The following is a 15,272-nucleotide window of genomic DNA, read 5'->3' as shown; positions in this document are numbered from 1 at the left end:
ATCGATGAATCTGACTGAACCCCGCGAACTGGCCCCGTTGCTGGAGGCCTTTCTCCTGGCCTCGGGTAAGCCGCAATCCCTGGAGCGCCTGTTCGAACTTTTTGAAGAAGCCGAGCGCCCTGAACCCCCGGTCTTTAAAAAGGCGCTGGAGATTTTGCGCAAGTCCTGCGATGGCCGCGCCTTTGAACTGCGCGAAGTGGCGTCGGGTTACCGCCTGCAGATCCGTGAGCAGTTTTCCCCGTGGGTCGGCCGCTTGTGGGAAGAACGCCCGCAGCGCTATTCCCGCGCGATGCTCGAGACCATGGCGCTGATTGCCTATCGCCAGCCGATTACCCGGGGCGAAATCGAAGACGTGCGCGGCGTGGCGGTCAACAGCCATATCGTCAAGACGCTGCTGGAGCGCGAGTGGATTCGCATCGTTGGCTACCGCGATGTGCCCGGCAAGCCGGCGATGTTCGCCACTACCAAGGCATTCCTCGACCACTTCAACCTGAAAAACCTCGACGACTTGCCGCCGCTCGCCGAACTGCGCGAGATGGAAGCCGAGCCGGTGCTCGACTTCGACGACGTGCCGGTTCCGGCCAGCCTGCAGGAACTGGCCGATGCCACCGCCGAGCCGGAGGAGCCAAAGGACGAAACCAGCTTCCACACCCTGTTGCTGGAACTGGACGACATGGAGCAGGGCATCAAGACCGACTTCGACGACTTGTTGCGTGACGGCGCATCCGAACCGGACGCCCAGGTAAACGTCGAAACCGAGCCGGTGGTCGAAGTCGAAATTGAACCTGAACCTGAAGCAGAGGCCGAGGCCGAGGCCGAGGAAGACATCCTCGGCGTCGCCGAAGCCCGGGAAAAACTCCTGGCCGCCGTCGCCGCCCTCGAACAACCGCCGTTGAGCGATGAAGAAGACGAAGCCCGCGCGCTGGCCGAAGCCATCGAGAACGAGCGACGCCAGCTAGAAGACTGACACGCCCCATGTGGGAGGGGGCTTGCCCCCGATAGCAGTGTGTCAGTCTCAATGTCCTTCACTGAACCACCGCTATCGGGGGCAAGCCCCCTCCCACATGGGTTCTGTGGTGCCCTGGGCACCACCGGTCGGCGGAAAGACCACTGACCTGGCGCTTATCGACTAGTCTCTGATGCGCAACGCGCAGCATGCGCGTATGATTCGCGACCCTTTGCCGACGTATTCGGCCAAAGCCCCGCTTTCAACACTCTTCAGGCCACGCCTGAATCGACCCACCGGGAGGTGCTTAAGATGAACGACAAAGACCAGAACGACAGCCAGGAAATCGGCCCAGCAGGCGAAAAACTGCAAAAGGTGCTGGCACGTATCGGCGTGGGCTCGCGCCGCGACGTCGAAGCCTGGATCACCCAGAAGCGCATCAAGGTCAACGGCGTAGAGGCCACCCTTGGCCAGCGCGTCGACCTGCACGATGCAATCACCATTGATGGCAAGGTCATCAAGCGTGAAGAGGCTGCCGAATCGGTACGCCGCGTCATCATGTACAACAAGCCCGATGGCGAAATCTGCACCCGTGACGACCCGGAAGGCCGTCCGACCGTGTTCGACAAGATGCCAAAGCCCAAAGAAGGCCGCTGGATCAATATCGGCCGCCTCGACATCAACACCACCGGCTTGCTGATGTTCACCACCGACGGTGAGTTGGCCAACCGCCTGATGCACCCGTCTTACGAGATGGACCGTGAATACGCGGTGCGTGTACGCGGTGAAGTCGACGACGAGATGATCGAACGCCTCAAGGCTGGTGTGGTACTGGAAGACGGCCCGGCCAAGTTCACTGACATCAAGCAGGCTCCAGGCGGCGAAGGCTTTAACCACTGGTACCACTGCGTGGTGATGGAAGGTCGTAACCGTGAAGTCCGTCGCCTGTGGGAATCCCAGGGCCTGGTGGTCAGCCGCCTGAAGCGCGTGCGTTTTGGCCCGGTGTTCCTCAACTCCGACCTGCCAATGGGCCGCTGGCGCGAAATGAGCCAGTACGAAGTCGACATCCTCAGCGCCGAAGTTGGCCTGACGCCGGTCGCCATGCCGCAGATGAACGCCAAGAGCAAAGACAAGCTCGAGCGTATGCAGCGTAAATCGTCGCGCCCTGTGGCCCGTACCGAGCGCGTTGCGCGCACCCTGCGCCCGGCACTGAACGCACCGGCAACCGGCGGGCGTATTTCTCGTGAGCCGCAGATTGAAGGCGAGCGCCGCCCAACGGCTCCGTCGCGCCAGGAAGGCGAGCGTGCACCACGCGCACCGCGCCCGGCAGGCCGTGGTGAAGCACCTGCTGGTGGTCGCAGTAATCGCGGTGAGGCCGGTCGCGGTGCGCCATCGGATCGTCCGGCCGACAGCGCCAACACCAAACGCCCAGCCAAGCCAGCGCCGAAAAAGCGCCCGGGCCTGAAACTGGTCGCAGACGAGCCGTCGGGCAAGCGCCGTGGCGCTCCTGCGGGTTCTGGTCAGCGTCCGGGGTTTGGTCGCAAGAAGCCGCAGTGATGTAAGCGCTGCACACCAACGCCAACCCTAGGGTTGGCGTTTTTTTTTGCCTTGGAATACAGGCAAAAAATGTGGGAGGGGGCTTGCCCCCGATAGTGGTGTATCAGCTTGCCAATCCGGCGACTGATGCACCGCTATCGGGGGCAAGCCCCCTCCCACATTTGGATCTTCATCCTTTTCAAGGTCGGTGCTCAGAACGCGAACGTGCCGTCAAACACCGGTTTGTCATCCAGGGTCAAGACCCCACTGGCAAAGATCAGATCCAGGTGATGGCTGCCTTTCTGCCCGCCGCCCAAGCCCAGGTGCAAGCCGCAATGACGCTCCTCGAACCCGGCATTGCGGGCGTACAGATCCTTGACCCCCTCATTGGTGCCGATCCCCAGCTCTTCCACCCGGCGGTTGGAGGGGTTGGCATTCAGGTATTTGTTGAAATCCTCCGCGAGCCCCGGCACGTCACTGGCCACGCTGCAGATGGTCGAGTTCTCGATCCACAACTCCAAGGGTGATTGCAGTACACCGTATTTGCGCGCAAAGGGGATGGTGCTGAGGAAGGTCCCCATGAACCGCACTTGGCCATTGATCGCCTCGCTGTGGGTAGCGATCTCGCCGGGGGCCAGGTCGTGGTTGCCGATACCGTTGATATTGGTCCACTTCTTGATGCTGCTCAGCGGCGCTTCCAGGCGCGAGCCGTGTTCGTCGGTAAAGCTCAGCACCGTGGCCTGGGACATGCGCCGGATCAGCGTGGCATTGAGGTCGGCGATACGCTGCGGTTCGACGCTGAAGGTGTCGTAGAAATAGTCGCCGTAATCCTTGAACAGCAGGGATTTCTTCCAGTGTTCAGCCATGACCTCATGCAAGGCACGAATAAAGTCCGGGCCTTCGGCGCGTGGGTTGGGCAAGGTCGAGGAGTCGTACAGAAACAGGTACAGGTCGCAGGCTTCGATGGCCTGGGCCAGGTGGTGGCTGGGCGCCAGGTCCAGGCGTTGTAGCTGGAAGTTAAAACGGGCGGCACTGCCGTGGGTGATGGCCTGGGCAATGGCGTCGTAGCGTTCGGTATGGCCCAGTAACACGGTCGGGCGGCTCAGGCCGATAAGGGCCGGGTGATGCGCGAGGTAGTAGAGAAAGTGTTCGACGGCGCGGGCCTTGTCCATGACGTATGTCCTTCTGTGCCTTGGGTAAGGGGGCAGGTGCCGTGCACAGCACCTGCCGGATGCCTGCCGCGTGTTAGAAAGGCCACATCGCGGTGCCAAAGGGCACAACGGCGTCGGCTTGCATCATTTCAACGGCTGCCTCGTGGGTCGGTGCTTCAAACCAATCGTCAAGTTGCAGTTCGGTTTCCAGGTCTTTTTCCAGTGCTTGCATGGTGTATCTCCTAGAGGACGTTGTTTGAGAACGGCTTGCCAGCGGCTTCGCTGGGCAAGTGAAAGAACCTAGGTGAGAGTGTTTGGTAATGCAAAAAATTTATTGACACGGTTTCATTTGCATTTTTTGTTCTGTTTTTTCAGGGCGTCGATTTATTCAGAAAAAACAGTTGGCTAGCTGACACGACAGGTCAGCAATTTCCTGGCGACAATTTTCTGCTGAATGACGGATAAGCGTGCCTGTAACGCTGGGTTTCCGCGGTGTAACAATAAATTTACGATATTGGCCGGGCATTTCTCAGCCTCGCCAAGCTGTAAGGAATACCTGACAGATTGTCGCGCACGCTCTGCGACGGCCTCCCGAAGCTGTCGAGCGGTGTACAATGCGCCGCGTTTTACTGTGACCCCCTTGCGTAACCACGCAAATGGCCAAGACCTCAGGGTGACTCGCCCTGATCATTCCGCCTGGCCACGAGCCAGTCGGGTTCGATTTCGTCACAGATAAAAACAAACAGGTGACGCATGACCGTTAGAACGACGCTGTACTCCTGGTGCCTGCGCTGGGGTTTGAGCGGTGCTGCTTGAGTCGGTAATTCAAGCCAGCAACGTGCATTCAACATCATCAAACCTTGCGTGAGACCCTTTTCATGAGTGGACCCCATTCTTCTTCAGGCGAGCTGAAACGCGGCCTGAAAAATCGGCATATCCAGTTGATCGCCCTCGGTGGTGCCATCGGTACCGGCCTGTTCCTGGGCTCGGCCGGGGTGCTCAAATCCGCCGGCCCGTCGATGATCCTCGGCTATGCCATCTGCGGCTTTATCGCGTTCATGATCATGCGCCAGCTCGGCGAAATGATTGTCGAAGAGCCGGTCGCCGGTTCTTTCAGCCACTTTGCCCACAAGTACTGGGGCGGTTTCGCCGGCTTCCTGTCGGGCTGGAACTGTTGGATCCTGTACATTCTGGTGGGCATGTCGGAGCTGACGGCTGTCGGTAAGTACGTGCATTACTGGTGGCCGGAGATCCCGACCTGGGTGTCGGCGGCAGCGTTTTTCGTGCTGATCAATTTGATCAACCTGGCCAACGTCAAAGTCTTCGGTGAGGCCGAGTTCTGGTTTGCCATCATCAAGGTGGTGGCCATCGTCGGCATGATCGCCCTGGGCAGTTACTTGCTGGTCAGCGGCAGCGGCGGCCCACAAGCCTCGGTGAGCAACCTGTGGGAACATGGCGGCTTCTTCCCCCATGGCGTCGGCGGGTTGGTGATGGCCATGGCGATTATCATGTTCTCCTTCGGCGGCCTGGAAATGCTCGGCTTCACCGCTGCCGAAGCCGACCAGCCACGCACCGTGATCCCCAAGGCCATCAACCAGGTGATCTACCGCATCCTGATCTTCTACATCGGCGCCCTGGTGGTGCTGTTGTCGCTGACGCCGTGGGACAGCCTGCTGGCGACCCTCAACGCGTCCGGCGATGCCTACAGCGGCAGCCCGTTCGTGCAGGTGTTCTCGATGCTGGGCAGCAACACCGCCGCGCATATCCTCAATTTCGTGGTGCTGACGGCGGCGCTGTCGGTGTACAACAGCGGCACCTACTGCAACAGCCGCATGCTGCTGGGCATGGCCGAGCAGGGCGATGCGCCCAAGGTGTTAGCGAAGATCGACAAGCGCGGCGTGCCAGTGCGTTCGATCCTCGCTTCGGCGGCGGTCACGCTGGTGGCAGTGTTGATGAACTACTTGATCCCGCAACACGCGCTGGAGCTGCTGATGTCCCTAGTGGTGGCCACGCTGGTGATCAACTGGGCGATGATCAGCTTCTCGCACTTCAAGTTCCGCCAGCACATGAATCGCACCGGCCAGGTGCCGCTGTTCAAGGCGTTGTGGTACCCGTATGGCAACTACGTCTGCCTGGCGTTCGTGGTGTTTATCCTGGTGATCATGCTGATGATTCCGGGGATCCAGGTGTCGGTGTACGCGATCCCGGTGTGGGTCGCGTTCATGGCGCTGTGTTACGGGATCAAGAACAAGCGCAGTGCTGAAGCCGCGTTGAGCGCAGCGAGTGCGACACTGAAGTAAACAGGCGCACGCCTAAAGAAAACCCCGCACCCTGTATTCCGCTGTCGGGAACTCAGGGCGCGGGGTTTTTGAATGTTGAAGTCGTCAACTTTTTGAAATCACACCGCTCATGTATTCGTTCAAGTCGCGCAAGTCCTTGACGTTCCAGGCATGCGGCGCGACCTTCACCCCATTCTCGCGCAGCGTTTTTGGGATCAGGTCTCCATTCGGGCGGAGTATGACCGAAGACACAATAACGCCCGGATAAGCCGCCAGCCGTTTTTTGAAGGCCGGGGTTGTAAGGTCAGGTGTGGGTGGGTTGCTTTTCTTGGCCAACGGCCCCGTTGCCTTGAGGTCTGGCCCGTGGCACATGGCGCATCGCTGTGAATAGAGGTTTTTGCCATTGGTATTGTCTGCAAGGGACAGTGGCGTTTGAATGAGTGATAAGGTGCCGAGCAAAATGATCAATAGTATTTTCATGTTCATGCGTCCTTGTTGTTGATGTTGTTGTCCGAGTTGGGCGTGTCCGTTGCCTAAGGTTTTTGATCGATGCTGGTGATATCCAATAATGTGCAGCTACCCGATGCCGAGATCGAGCTGACTGCCATCCGCGCCCAGGGCGCCGGTGGTCAGAACGTCAATAAGGTGTCGAGCGCGGTGCACCTGCGGTTTGATATTCCAGCATCGTCGTTGCCGGATTTCTACAAGGAGCGGTTGCTGGCGCTGCGTGACAGTCGGATCACCAGCGAAGGGGTGCTGGTGCTCAAGGCCCAGCAATATCGGACCCAGGAGCAGAACCGCGCCGATGCGCTGGAGCGCCTGGTGGAGTTGATCCTCAGCGCCACCAAGGTCGAGAAGAAGCGCCGCCCCACCAAGCCCACGCTGGGTTCGAAGAAGCGCCGCCTGGAATCCAAGACCAAACGCGGCAGCATCAAGGCCGGGCGCGGCAAGGTCGATTTCTAGGCGCCGCGCGACTCACGGGCCTTGGGCGCTTGCCGGTACAGGTAGACACTCAGCAGCAACCCTCCCAGGGCGGCAAGGGCGGCGAACAGGAAGATCGAGGCGAAGCCGAAGCCTGCCGCCACGGCCCCGGCCAGCGGGCCGGTAATCCCCAGCGACAAGTCGATAAACAACGAGTAAGCCCCTACCGCCGAACCCCGGCTGGACGCGGGCACCAGGTTGACCGCCTCCACCCCGAGCGCCGGGAACACCAGGGAAAAGCCGAAGCCGCTCAACGCCGCCCCAGCCAGGGCCAGGTGGGCATCCGGCGCCAGCCACAGCAACAACAGGCCAAGGATCTCCACTGACAGGCAGGCGATCGCCACACGAAAGCCGCCAATCCGGTTGATCAAATTGCCGAACAACAGGCGGGCGCCGATAAAGCTGGCACCGAACAGGCTCAAGGCCCACACCGCGTTATCCCAGTGCTGGGTGGTGTAGTACAGGGTGATAAAGGTGGCGATGGTGCCAAAGCCGATGGAGCCCAGGGCCAGCGCGCAACCGTGGGGCAGGACCCGACCCAGCACGTTCATGAACGGCAGGCGCACCCCGGCCACAATCGGCGCCGCTTCCTTGGGCCAGGCCAGGGCGACGCCGATGACCGCCAGCAGAATGATGCTGACCCCCATGCTCCACAACCCGAGATGACTGACCAGCAGCACCCCCAACGGTGCGCCGACCGCCAGCGCGCCGTAGCTGGCGATGCCGTTCCAGGAGATCACCTTGGCGGTATTTGTCGCGCCCACACGGCCAATGCCCCAGCCGATGGCGCCCGAACCGACCAGGCTTTCAGCACTGCCCAAGACCAGGCGGCCGATCAGCAGGCTGCCCAGGCTCAAGGCCGGCAGGCTGGAAAACCAGGCTGCGAGCAACATGAACACGCCGCTCAGGCCGCAGCCCACCAGCCCGATCAATACCGCACGCTTGCTGCCCAGGTTGTCGATGATGCGCCCGGCGTAGGGGCGGCTCAGTAAGGTGGCCAGGTATTGCACGCTGATCACCAGCCCGGCGATCACCGCGCCATAGCCCAGTTCGCTGTGGACATAGCCGGGCAATACGGCAAGGGGGATGCCGATGTTCAGGTAGCCGATGAAGGTGAACAACACGATGGAAACAACTTGCAGCGTGACCGCCATGGGGCGCTGGGTATCTGGCATGGGAGAGGTCCACTGTCGCAGCAGGTAAAGATAGGCTGCTAATGATACCGGGGCTTTGGTCCGCGCAGGGCGGTAAAACGCAAAAACCTCAGATCAAAAAGACCTCAGGCTCGAGCGGGGGCCAGCAATTGGGTGGTGACCAGGGCGGCCAGCGCATTTTCCTGGGTACCGAAGCGCTTGAGCAAAACGGCTTGTTTGTCCGCGCTGAGGCGGTTCCAGACGTCGACCATCTGCAAGGCCGTATCAAGCACGGCGGTGTCGCGGCTGTCGGGAGGGGTATCGGTCATGGTGGGGATCTCGGGCAATTCAGGCAGTGTGGAAAGCGCTCAAAGGTGCGCTTTCCACACGGTCTGGTACGGCGTCAGTCCTGGCTTTTGCTGTCGACTGGTTTTGCTTCTTTGGCCTCAGGCTGCTTCGCGCTGGCCTGCTGCGGGGTTGGCTGCTCAGTTTCGTGCAGGCTTGGGAAGGGGAGATTAGGTATCTCGTGCATCGTCGTCGCTCCTCGCAAGGTCTGTGGTTTTCAATCGCAGGTGATTCCGCGCTCTCAAAAAGCCTTGGCAGGATACAGCACTGTAAATGACAAAAAGACTTTTATATCGACGGATGTGCGAGCCTTGATTTTTTTACGCAAGTGACAAGAGGCCGCACGGCTAGAACGGCACCTTGCCGAGGATCATGTCGCGGTACATCACGAAATCCCCCAGCAGGCTGTAGAACGGGTGCTGGAAGGTCGCCGGCCGATTCTTTTCGAAGAAGAAGTGGCCCACCCAGGCGAAGCCATAGCCGGCGATGGGCACCGCCAGCAACAGGCCCAGGGAGCCTTTGCCCACCGCATACGCCAAAAAGCCAATCACCAGCGTGGTCCCGATGAAGTGCAGGCGCCGGCACGTGCTATTGGCGTGCTCCGCCAGATAATAGGGGTAGAACTCGGCAAAGCTGTTGAATCGCTTGATGTTTTGCACGACGGGCGGCCCTTTGATTGTTATGCCGCCCAACAGATGTTCGGCGGGGAGCTTATTTGAGTCTAGAGTGATCAGTGGTAACAGCCAGTGACAATAGATGCCACTTTAGTATCCTTGGTCGCAGTCGCGTAAATTGCGGCCTGTAGAGGTGATGTTGTCATAACCTTGGCATTAGCTCCGAAAAGAGCCTCTGCCTTGCTGCCTGCCCCGGTGTCCGCCGAAGGCATCCAGCGACCATAAATCCTTGCGATCATGGTCCAATCTTTGTGTCCCATCTGACTCGCCACCCACATCGGATGCTCTCCGGCAGAAAGCATCATTGACGCGTAGGTATGGCGAGTTTGGTACGGCCTGCGGTAGCGGACTCCTGACTTCTTCATCGCTGGAAGCCAGAGCAGCTTTCTAATGCGTCCAGACTCTTCCCATGGCTCGCCACTATGCGGGTTCAAAAATATCCTTCCCCCCGCCAAAAATGTCAGAGCCTTCTGCTGGGTCAGAGCATCCAGGGCAGGCTTCAACAATTTCACCGTCCGACGGCCGCTCGCGGTTTTCGGTGTCTCCGGCGAATTCGCCGCTCGCGTTTTGGCGCGAACAATGCGAACTGATCCGCCAATCCAATCGACATCCCCCCACTCCAAAGCAATAAGCTCGCTCGGGCGAAGTCCTGTCCAGAACGAGAAGATCATCTGTGCGCGCTGATCCCGCGGCGTCGCAGCCAGAAGAGCTTCCTGTTCCTCGACGGTGAACGGATCGACATCATCGTCCTCCTTGAGCTCTTCCCGGTTTTTGTAGTTCCACCCGACCATCGGGTTGATCTCCAAGATCTCATCTTCTACCGCATCATCAAGAGACGACCGCAAGCAGCTCTGCAGGTTGGTCATCGTCTTGTTGCCAACCTTGTACTGCGAGAGCCGGTCCCTGACGTGCTTTCGGGAAAGCTCTCCCAATGAAAGGTGGCCGAACATCGGGATCAGCCGACCGGCGATCATCTCCCGGTAGTGCTCGGCTGTGCTGGATTTGAGCTGAGCCTTTTTCTTATCCAGCCACTCAAGCAGATACACGCCCAGATTCTGCCGATCCTCCGGCGTTTTGAAAGCCAGGGCCTTCTTTGAATTTGGGAATGTCTTGGCGTAATCAAATGTACCGCCGAGGATGGCGTGTTCAATTGCGGCCTTATGCAGCTCGGCCTTTTTCAGGTTAGCGGTGGTGGGCTTGAGTTGGACCCTCTCGCGGCACCGGACGCCCTGGTATTGGAATGTGATCTCGATACTACTTGCAGACGCGGCGCGGACGCCTCCCCCATCTCTACCCATGAGTAATACCCCTCAACATCTATAAGTACCCGACCGTCCGGCGCTTTCTTCCAGACGGCGTGCTTCGGCCAAATGCCGTCACGGATTTTGGTTCGGATGGCATCCGGTGTATAGCCAGACTCTCGCGAGAATTGCTCGACGGTCTTGTATCTGACTGGCCCGCTCATAGCTCGCTCCCACGGCCCATTCCGGGCCGCGCTGAATTGATGGTCATTTGGTGTCCTTGCCGCGCTGGGCGGCAGAAGGTGTGGGATGGTTTATGCGGTAGCGAAAAGGTCGATCTGATCTGTTTCCGACTTGCGGGACTTATGCAGGCCCGCTTCGCGCTCGATTCGCGCTCGGGCGATCGCAGCGTACTGCTCGTCAATCTCGCAGCCGATGAACCGGAAACCTTCGCGCATGGCCGCCTTCCCTGTGCTGCCTGACCCCATGAAAGGATCGAGCGCGGTACCGCCAGGAGGAGTTACAAGTCTGAGCAAGTACGCCATGAGCTCGGTAGGCTTGACGGTCGGATGCGTGTTGTCCGTGCCGCGATCCTTCTTGCTGGTCTTGGCACAGTAGAAGAATCGTGATGCGCTCTTTTCTGCCTCAATACGGGCCTTATGCGCTACAGGTGGCGCCATGTCTCCAAACCTTCCAGAGCTTGGCCTGGCGCGACCAGTCTCTTTCAAGTCACCTTGCTGGCCTGGAGCTTGCGGAAACATCGCCACAACCTCCGCACTACCATCATGGATCAGATTGGCTGGCCATCGACCAGCAGGATCGCCACCACGAACTCCCGGCTTAGCGGCGAAGTTTGTGCCTCCCTTCTCGGTGTATCGCCGATCCTGCGACTCATCACCCGATCGCTGACGACTCTCGCCTGTGGGCTCTACCCGACAATCATTTATATTCAGAGGGCCTGTACCAAACCTCAACGCATTGGCTGCGACGGTTCCAATCAGTGGCTTGCGCGCCATGGTGATCGGCTCAAGAGCGGGCTTCAATGCTGTGTTTCCAGACTTCGGAAAGCCGGACCCATACACCCAAGCAATCATGTCGCGAATCTCGAACCCGGCGTCCTCGATACGGACGGCCATTCTATGCTGCGTGCGGGTACCGGCAAAGGCGAGAAGGTGACCGCCTGGCTTTAGCACGCGCAGGCATTCGGCCCACACGTCAACAGCTGGCACGTCGTAATCCCACTTTTTGCCCATGAAAGACAATCCATAGGGTGGATCGGTAACAATGCTATCGACTGAGTTATCTGGCATTGCGCGCATTGTTTGCAGGCAATCTCCTAGATGAAGCGTAAATTCAGGCATGCAGAAATCCTCGCCCGCCGCTCACCGGCAGGCATGTAGGGGGATTGGGGTTAGGCGCGATGGCCGCGTTTGCAAAACCAGTCGAGTGCAATGCAGATCAGCGGATTTTTGTACCAGTCGTCCAGCTCACGCCGCTCATTCCGATCTCGGTAGAAGGTGGGGCCGAGGTAGTTGTGCCAGGCCATGAAAACGCAAGTTCCATCACCAAGCCTTAAGCGGTAGAACGGTGATAGGCATATGAATCCGTGCTCAATTCGAATACAGGTCATGAGCTATTCACCTTGTAGATGAAGACGTAGGCGAACCAGAGGGTGGCGATCATGGCGTAACCTTGATATCCACGTCGTCATGGATCCAATCGATATCGAGCAGATCATCGTCGTCAATCTGCGATTCACGGTGGTCATTGCTTGCCAGCAGTTCCTCCACCTCGTCGTCATCGACGTTCTCAATGACCTTTCGGAAGTTCACGACTGCTTTTCCGGTGAGCACGACTGTTCTTTTCATGGGCGAGTTCGTCCTTGCCGCTATAGCGGCTGACTTTGAAGGGGGAGGGGTTACGGCTTGGAATGGATTTCGAGAAGGTGCTCGACTTGATTCGACATCTGCCCGCCATCCTGCGCGGCCTCGACAAGTTCAAGTGCCCACTCTTGCAGCCAGTCACGCGGCACGCCGTCAATCGTTTGGTTGGTGGTCATGGCTTGGCGCCCTCGATCCGATCCTTCGCGATCTGAAAATACTTTTCATCCATCTCGATGCCAATGAATTTTCGGCCAGTGTTGACGCACGCAACGCCAGTGGTTCCGCTGCCCATGCAGTTATCGAGAACGGTCATGCCTTCGTTGGTGTAGGTGCGGATTAGGTACTCCATAAGGGCTACGGGCTTTTGGGTTGGGTGAAGGCCGCGTTCACGGTTGTCGCTATTGCTAAATTTGACGATGCTGCGAGGGTAGTTCTCAAACTCAATCGTGCGCTCTAGCTTATGGCTCTCGCGGCTCATATTGTGCCCATTCTCATATTTCTTGGGACGCGACCACTTTTTATCCACTTTTACGAGCCCTTGAGGGTTGTACGGCATCCGCCTGGCCGACTGGCTAGCGTGCACCGTCGACCCCTCGGAAAATACGCAAATGTCCTCATGGAACTTGATTGGCATGTTCTTGGCTTGGACGAAGTTGCTCCCCTTGTCCTTCTCCCACACCCATTGGTATTTGAACCATTCCAAATTGCTCATTATGAGCGCCGTGGTAAATGGTTGGCTCGCCGTTAGAACGATTGCCACATTCGGCTTAGTAATGCGTCTGTACTCTGTCCAGAGCGGCTCGAATGGAATCACACTGTCCCATTTGCAAGCTGTAGTGCCGTACGGCAAATCGCAAAGGACCATATCCACGGACGCATCCGGGATGGATTTCATCAGCTCCAGGCAGTCGCCTTGCATCATTTGAACATCACTCATAAATCACCTCAGCAAATCAGTTGTGCCAGTGCCAGCAGGCACCAGCAGTAGGCGGGGAGTTGGGCTTTCATGGCTTGATCCTCGAGAATCTGGCCAGCTGAAGCAAAACCTCTTTGAACGCTGGCGGCGTAGCATTTGCCTCGCGCTTGTAAAGCGTCGGCTTGTTCGCGGCCTTCCCGCGCTGGTCCTTGAAACCAATCTGGTGGGTGCCTTGAGGGCGTGACCAGTCAAGTTCGAAGGGTTTCTGTTCGCCAACAAAGTAGAGCCAAGTTGCTTTGTTGGCCCTGTGGCCGTACGCGGACTGCCAGACCTCGCAAACCCAGCCTTCGCCGCACGGTTGCCATCCGATGGCGACTGGCTTGGTAAGGCCGTGCGCAGCCCACGCCCGAGTTGCTTTCGGATGTTCAAGAACACCACGGTTTGCACGTACCGAAGCGAGAGCTGAAGCAAAGCAACCATGGTCATTGCCTGGGCGGTTGTGCTCACCACCCCATCGCTTGAAATTGACGGCAGCCATCGGCCCCCAAAGCTGACAAGGCGGATGCGCCACAACTGGCAAGCACCCGCTGTATCTCCTGGCATCCCTGGATTCCGGCCACGCATCGATCGATGGGTCATTGGCGTAGCACCCGTCAGGTTGAACGAACAGAGCGGCTACGTCAGGCATCGCCACAACCCTCTGCTGGCTTGAGTGCGACCTTGGCAATTGAGCCATCCTCGACAGATGCAGTGCCAGCGTCGTCATGCAGAAAGTTGACAGGCTCGCCACTGCAAGTGTCCCAGGCATCAGGATCGGCAAGGAGCAAATGATCGCCATCGGCATAAAACTTGAGAGCCAATTCAAGACGATCCGCCCGCTCATCCGCTGCGGTCAGGCGCTGTTGCAGGGCGTCTCGCTCTTTGATCGCTAGCGCGTGCTTGCCGCGCCAGTGCAGCACCGCGTCCAGTTCTTCAACCGTTTGAATTGGCTTGCTCATCACGCGATCTCCCTCGTTACCAGATCATGGGCATTCACAACCGTCATGCCGAGGCGTTCGGCGATCAGGACTTCCAGGCGGGCGCCTTGCGATTTCTCCCAGTCCGGAAGCAGCACGATGACGCCGCACAGGCCCAGGCGGGTCAGATCGTAGGCCATATAGTCGGCCCACTGGGCGCCCTCGACGATGCCGTGATCTGCCGGGTTTTCGACTTCGTAGCCCTGGGCCCGCAGTTGGTCGGCGACGGCATTGAACGCCGGGTAGTTGAAGTCAGCGATACCCGTCATGGGTCCGGCGACGTACACACGGTTGGCGCGTGCGGCCTGGAGGGTTACGCGTGGCTTGCTGGCGAGCTTCTTGCCGCGATCCAGGCCCATGGCGTAGGCCGCGTCCTGAAACGTCATCAGCTCATCGGAGAATCGCTCGATCTTGCCCACATAGTTCTGGTGCAGGCGCTCGATAGCGGCATGGTCTTCAGGGTGATTTCGGTTTTCTGTAGGCATGGGGAGTCCTTGCCGGGCCATGCCCGGGCAGTGGAGTGGGGGAGTTACTGCTTCTTGAAGGTCTTGGTCAGGTCGGCATTGACGCTATTGCCGCGCTTCAGCACGACTCGGGCGAGTGCTGCACGATCCTTCTGACTGTGGCTTGCCTGGCTGAGCAGGACGAAGTAGCTGTTTGCTGGGTTATGCCACGTGCTTCCAGATCCGTCGGCATACAATCGCGCTGATCAGCGCCTGAGTTACCCCGTACCGTTTCGCCAAGACGACGCCGCCGAACTCTCGGCTATGCGGTTTGAACATAGACCTGATCTCAATGACCTGTGCCTCGGTCAGCTTCGCCGCCGGGTGTCGCTCGCCTGTGCCGTCGGTCCCGTGGAGCTTCTTGTCGGCCTCGTTCTGGGTCGGCGTGCCATAGGCAAGATTGCCGACGCGACCGTTGGTTTTGTCGCCATCCAGGTGGCGGCAAATGTGGCCGTCCGGGATAGGCCCTATGAAGTGAATGGCGACCAAGCGGTGGATCAGGAAGCCCTTGGAAACCTGTCTGTTCCAAAGCTTTACTTTCGGATACCCCTTCCTGTCGAAGTAGTGGCTCTTGATGTGAGAGCCGCGCCTGACCCGCCCGTGACTGCTTACCTCGTAGTCCGGCCAATCCGATACTCGTCGCCATTGCTCTTCAGTCATGTTCAGTC

Annotated in this window: 20 protein-coding genes and 1 pseudogene; 4 read left to right on the top strand and 17 right to left on the bottom strand. The window is 58.9% G+C overall.

Annotation, left to right across the window (positions count from 1 at the left end; all coding sequences use genetic code 11):
* Positions 1–4: 4 nt before the first annotated feature.
* Together scpB and rluB are read left to right on the top strand one after the other, a co-directional pair.
* Complete coding sequence (scpB, locus tag AB7933_RS26695; RefSeq protein ID WP_024077113.1) at positions 5–967, top strand: SMC-Scp complex subunit ScpB; 963 nt, start codon at positions 5–7, stop codon at positions 965–967.
* A gap of 291 nt (positions 968–1,258) precedes the next feature.
* Positions 1,259–2,503, top strand: a complete 1,245-nt coding sequence (gene rluB / locus AB7933_RS26690) for a 23S rRNA pseudouridine(2605) synthase RluB (RefSeq protein WP_024077112.1) — start codon at positions 1,259–1,261, stop codon at positions 2,501–2,503.
* Positions 2,504–2,694: 191 nt separating this feature from the next.
* Here the strand turns inward: rluB and AB7933_RS26685 are convergent, their stop codons facing one another.
* Both AB7933_RS26685 and AB7933_RS26680 read right to left on the bottom strand, forming a co-directional pair.
* On the bottom strand, positions 2,695–3,654 hold the full coding sequence (locus AB7933_RS26685) for a Leucyl aminopeptidase (aminopeptidase T) (RefSeq protein ID WP_024077111.1): 960 nt from the start codon (positions 3,652–3,654) through the stop codon (positions 2,695–2,697).
* Between the two features lie 73 nt (positions 3,655–3,727).
* On the bottom strand, positions 3,728–3,865 hold the full coding sequence (locus AB7933_RS26680) for a hypothetical protein (RefSeq protein ID WP_003237751.1): 138 nt from the start codon (positions 3,863–3,865) through the stop codon (positions 3,728–3,730).
* 646 nt (positions 3,866–4,511) lie between these two features.
* On the opposite strand from AB7933_RS26680, the gene AB7933_RS26675 reads away from it, so the two are divergent.
* A complete protein-coding gene (locus AB7933_RS26675) occupies positions 4,512–5,933 on the top strand; it encodes an amino acid permease (RefSeq protein WP_024077110.1) in 1,422 nt (473 codons plus the stop codon).
* 84 nt (positions 5,934–6,017) lie between these two features.
* On the opposite strand, the gene AB7933_RS26670 is transcribed toward AB7933_RS26675, so the two are convergent.
* Entirely contained in the window at positions 6,018–6,392 is a 375-nt protein-coding gene (locus AB7933_RS26670; protein WP_024077109.1) for a c-type cytochrome, read from the bottom strand.
* A 69-nt stretch (positions 6,393–6,461) separates the two neighbouring features.
* Here AB7933_RS26670 and arfB point away from each other — a divergent pair, with 69 nt between their 5' ends.
* Complete coding sequence (gene arfB, locus AB7933_RS26665; RefSeq protein WP_024077108.1) at positions 6,462–6,875, top strand: alternative ribosome rescue aminoacyl-tRNA hydrolase ArfB; 414 nt, start codon at positions 6,462–6,464, stop codon at positions 6,873–6,875.
* Here arfB and AB7933_RS26660 read toward each other — a convergent pair.
* The 14 genes and pseudogenes from AB7933_RS26660 to AB7933_RS26595 form a co-directional block, all read right to left on the bottom strand.
* Positions 6,872–8,068, bottom strand: coding sequence for an MFS transporter (locus AB7933_RS26660; RefSeq protein WP_024077107.1), 1,197 nt, complete (start codon positions 8,066–8,068; stop codon positions 6,872–6,874). The two genes, arfB and AB7933_RS26660, sit on opposite strands and share 4 nt — an antisense overlap.
* A gap of 104 nt (positions 8,069–8,172) precedes the next feature.
* Positions 8,173–8,355, bottom strand: a complete 183-nt coding sequence (locus AB7933_RS26655) for a hypothetical protein (RefSeq protein WP_024077106.1) — start codon at positions 8,353–8,355, stop codon at positions 8,173–8,175.
* A 363-nt stretch (positions 8,356–8,718) separates the two neighbouring features.
* Entirely contained in the window at positions 8,719–9,030 is a 312-nt protein-coding gene (locus AB7933_RS26650) for a DUF962 domain-containing protein (protein ID WP_024077104.1), read from the bottom strand.
* Positions 9,031–9,101: 71 nt separating this feature from the next.
* Positions 9,102–10,343 (bottom strand): Arm DNA-binding domain-containing protein, encoded by a 1,242-nt coding sequence (locus AB7933_RS26645; RefSeq protein WP_102642929.1) that lies wholly within the window; start codon positions 10,341–10,343, stop codon positions 9,102–9,104.
* 257 nt (positions 10,344–10,600) lie between these two features.
* Positions 10,601–11,647, bottom strand: a complete 1,047-nt coding sequence (locus tag AB7933_RS26640; protein ID WP_375156295.1) for a DNA-methyltransferase — start codon at positions 11,645–11,647, stop codon at positions 10,601–10,603.
* Between the two features lie 50 nt (positions 11,648–11,697).
* Positions 11,698–11,832 carry a hypothetical protein gene (locus AB7933_RS26635; protein WP_346099816.1) on the bottom strand — a complete coding sequence of 45 codons (135 nt, stop codon included), beginning with the start codon at positions 11,830–11,832 and terminating at the stop codon, positions 11,698–11,700.
* Positions 11,833–11,965: 133 nt separating this feature from the next.
* The gene (locus AB7933_RS26630; RefSeq protein WP_375156294.1) at positions 11,966–12,118 is read right to left on the bottom strand and encodes a hypothetical protein; all 153 of its coding nucleotides are present in this window, start codon (positions 12,116–12,118) and stop codon (positions 11,966–11,968) included.
* 86 nt (positions 12,119–12,204) lie between these two features.
* Positions 12,205–12,345, bottom strand: coding sequence for a hypothetical protein (locus tag AB7933_RS26625; protein WP_375156293.1), 141 nt, complete (start codon positions 12,343–12,345; stop codon positions 12,205–12,207).
* On the bottom strand, positions 12,342–13,106 hold the full coding sequence (locus tag AB7933_RS26620) for a DNA-methyltransferase (protein WP_375156292.1): 765 nt from the start codon (positions 13,104–13,106) through the stop codon (positions 12,342–12,344). Before AB7933_RS26620 ends, AB7933_RS26625 begins: the two co-directional genes overlap by 4 nt.
* Positions 13,107–13,173: 67 nt before the next feature.
* The gene (locus AB7933_RS26615) at positions 13,174–13,623 is read right to left on the bottom strand and encodes a hypothetical protein (RefSeq protein WP_207280385.1); all 450 of its coding nucleotides are present in this window, start codon (positions 13,621–13,623) and stop codon (positions 13,174–13,176) included.
* A gap of 142 nt (positions 13,624–13,765) precedes the next feature.
* Positions 13,766–14,083, bottom strand: coding sequence for a hypothetical protein (locus AB7933_RS26610; RefSeq protein WP_102642924.1), 318 nt, complete (start codon positions 14,081–14,083; stop codon positions 13,766–13,768).
* A complete protein-coding gene (locus AB7933_RS26605) occupies positions 14,083–14,586 on the bottom strand; it encodes a DUF4406 domain-containing protein (protein ID WP_256581045.1) in 504 nt (167 codons plus the stop codon). The genes AB7933_RS26610 and AB7933_RS26605 overlap by 1 nt, the downstream gene beginning before the upstream one ends.
* 44 nt (positions 14,587–14,630) lie before the next feature.
* A pseudogene (locus AB7933_RS26600) lies at positions 14,631–14,762 on the bottom strand (reverse transcriptase); the annotation flags it as partial.
* Positions 14,763–14,766: 4 nt separating this feature from the next.
* Positions 14,767–15,264, bottom strand: coding sequence for an HNH endonuclease (locus AB7933_RS26595; protein WP_083377803.1), 498 nt, complete (start codon positions 15,262–15,264; stop codon positions 14,767–14,769).
* Positions 15,265–15,272 lie beyond the last annotated feature (8 nt).

Origin of the sequence: Pseudomonas gorinensis (assembly GCF_042015035.1) — a bacterium.
In the GTDB taxonomy this organism is placed as follows: Bacteria; Pseudomonadota; Gammaproteobacteria; order Pseudomonadales; family Pseudomonadaceae; genus Aquipseudomonas; species Aquipseudomonas gorinensis.
Note: the sequence above shows the minus strand (reverse complement) of the source record. Positions and strands in the feature narration are given on the sequence as shown.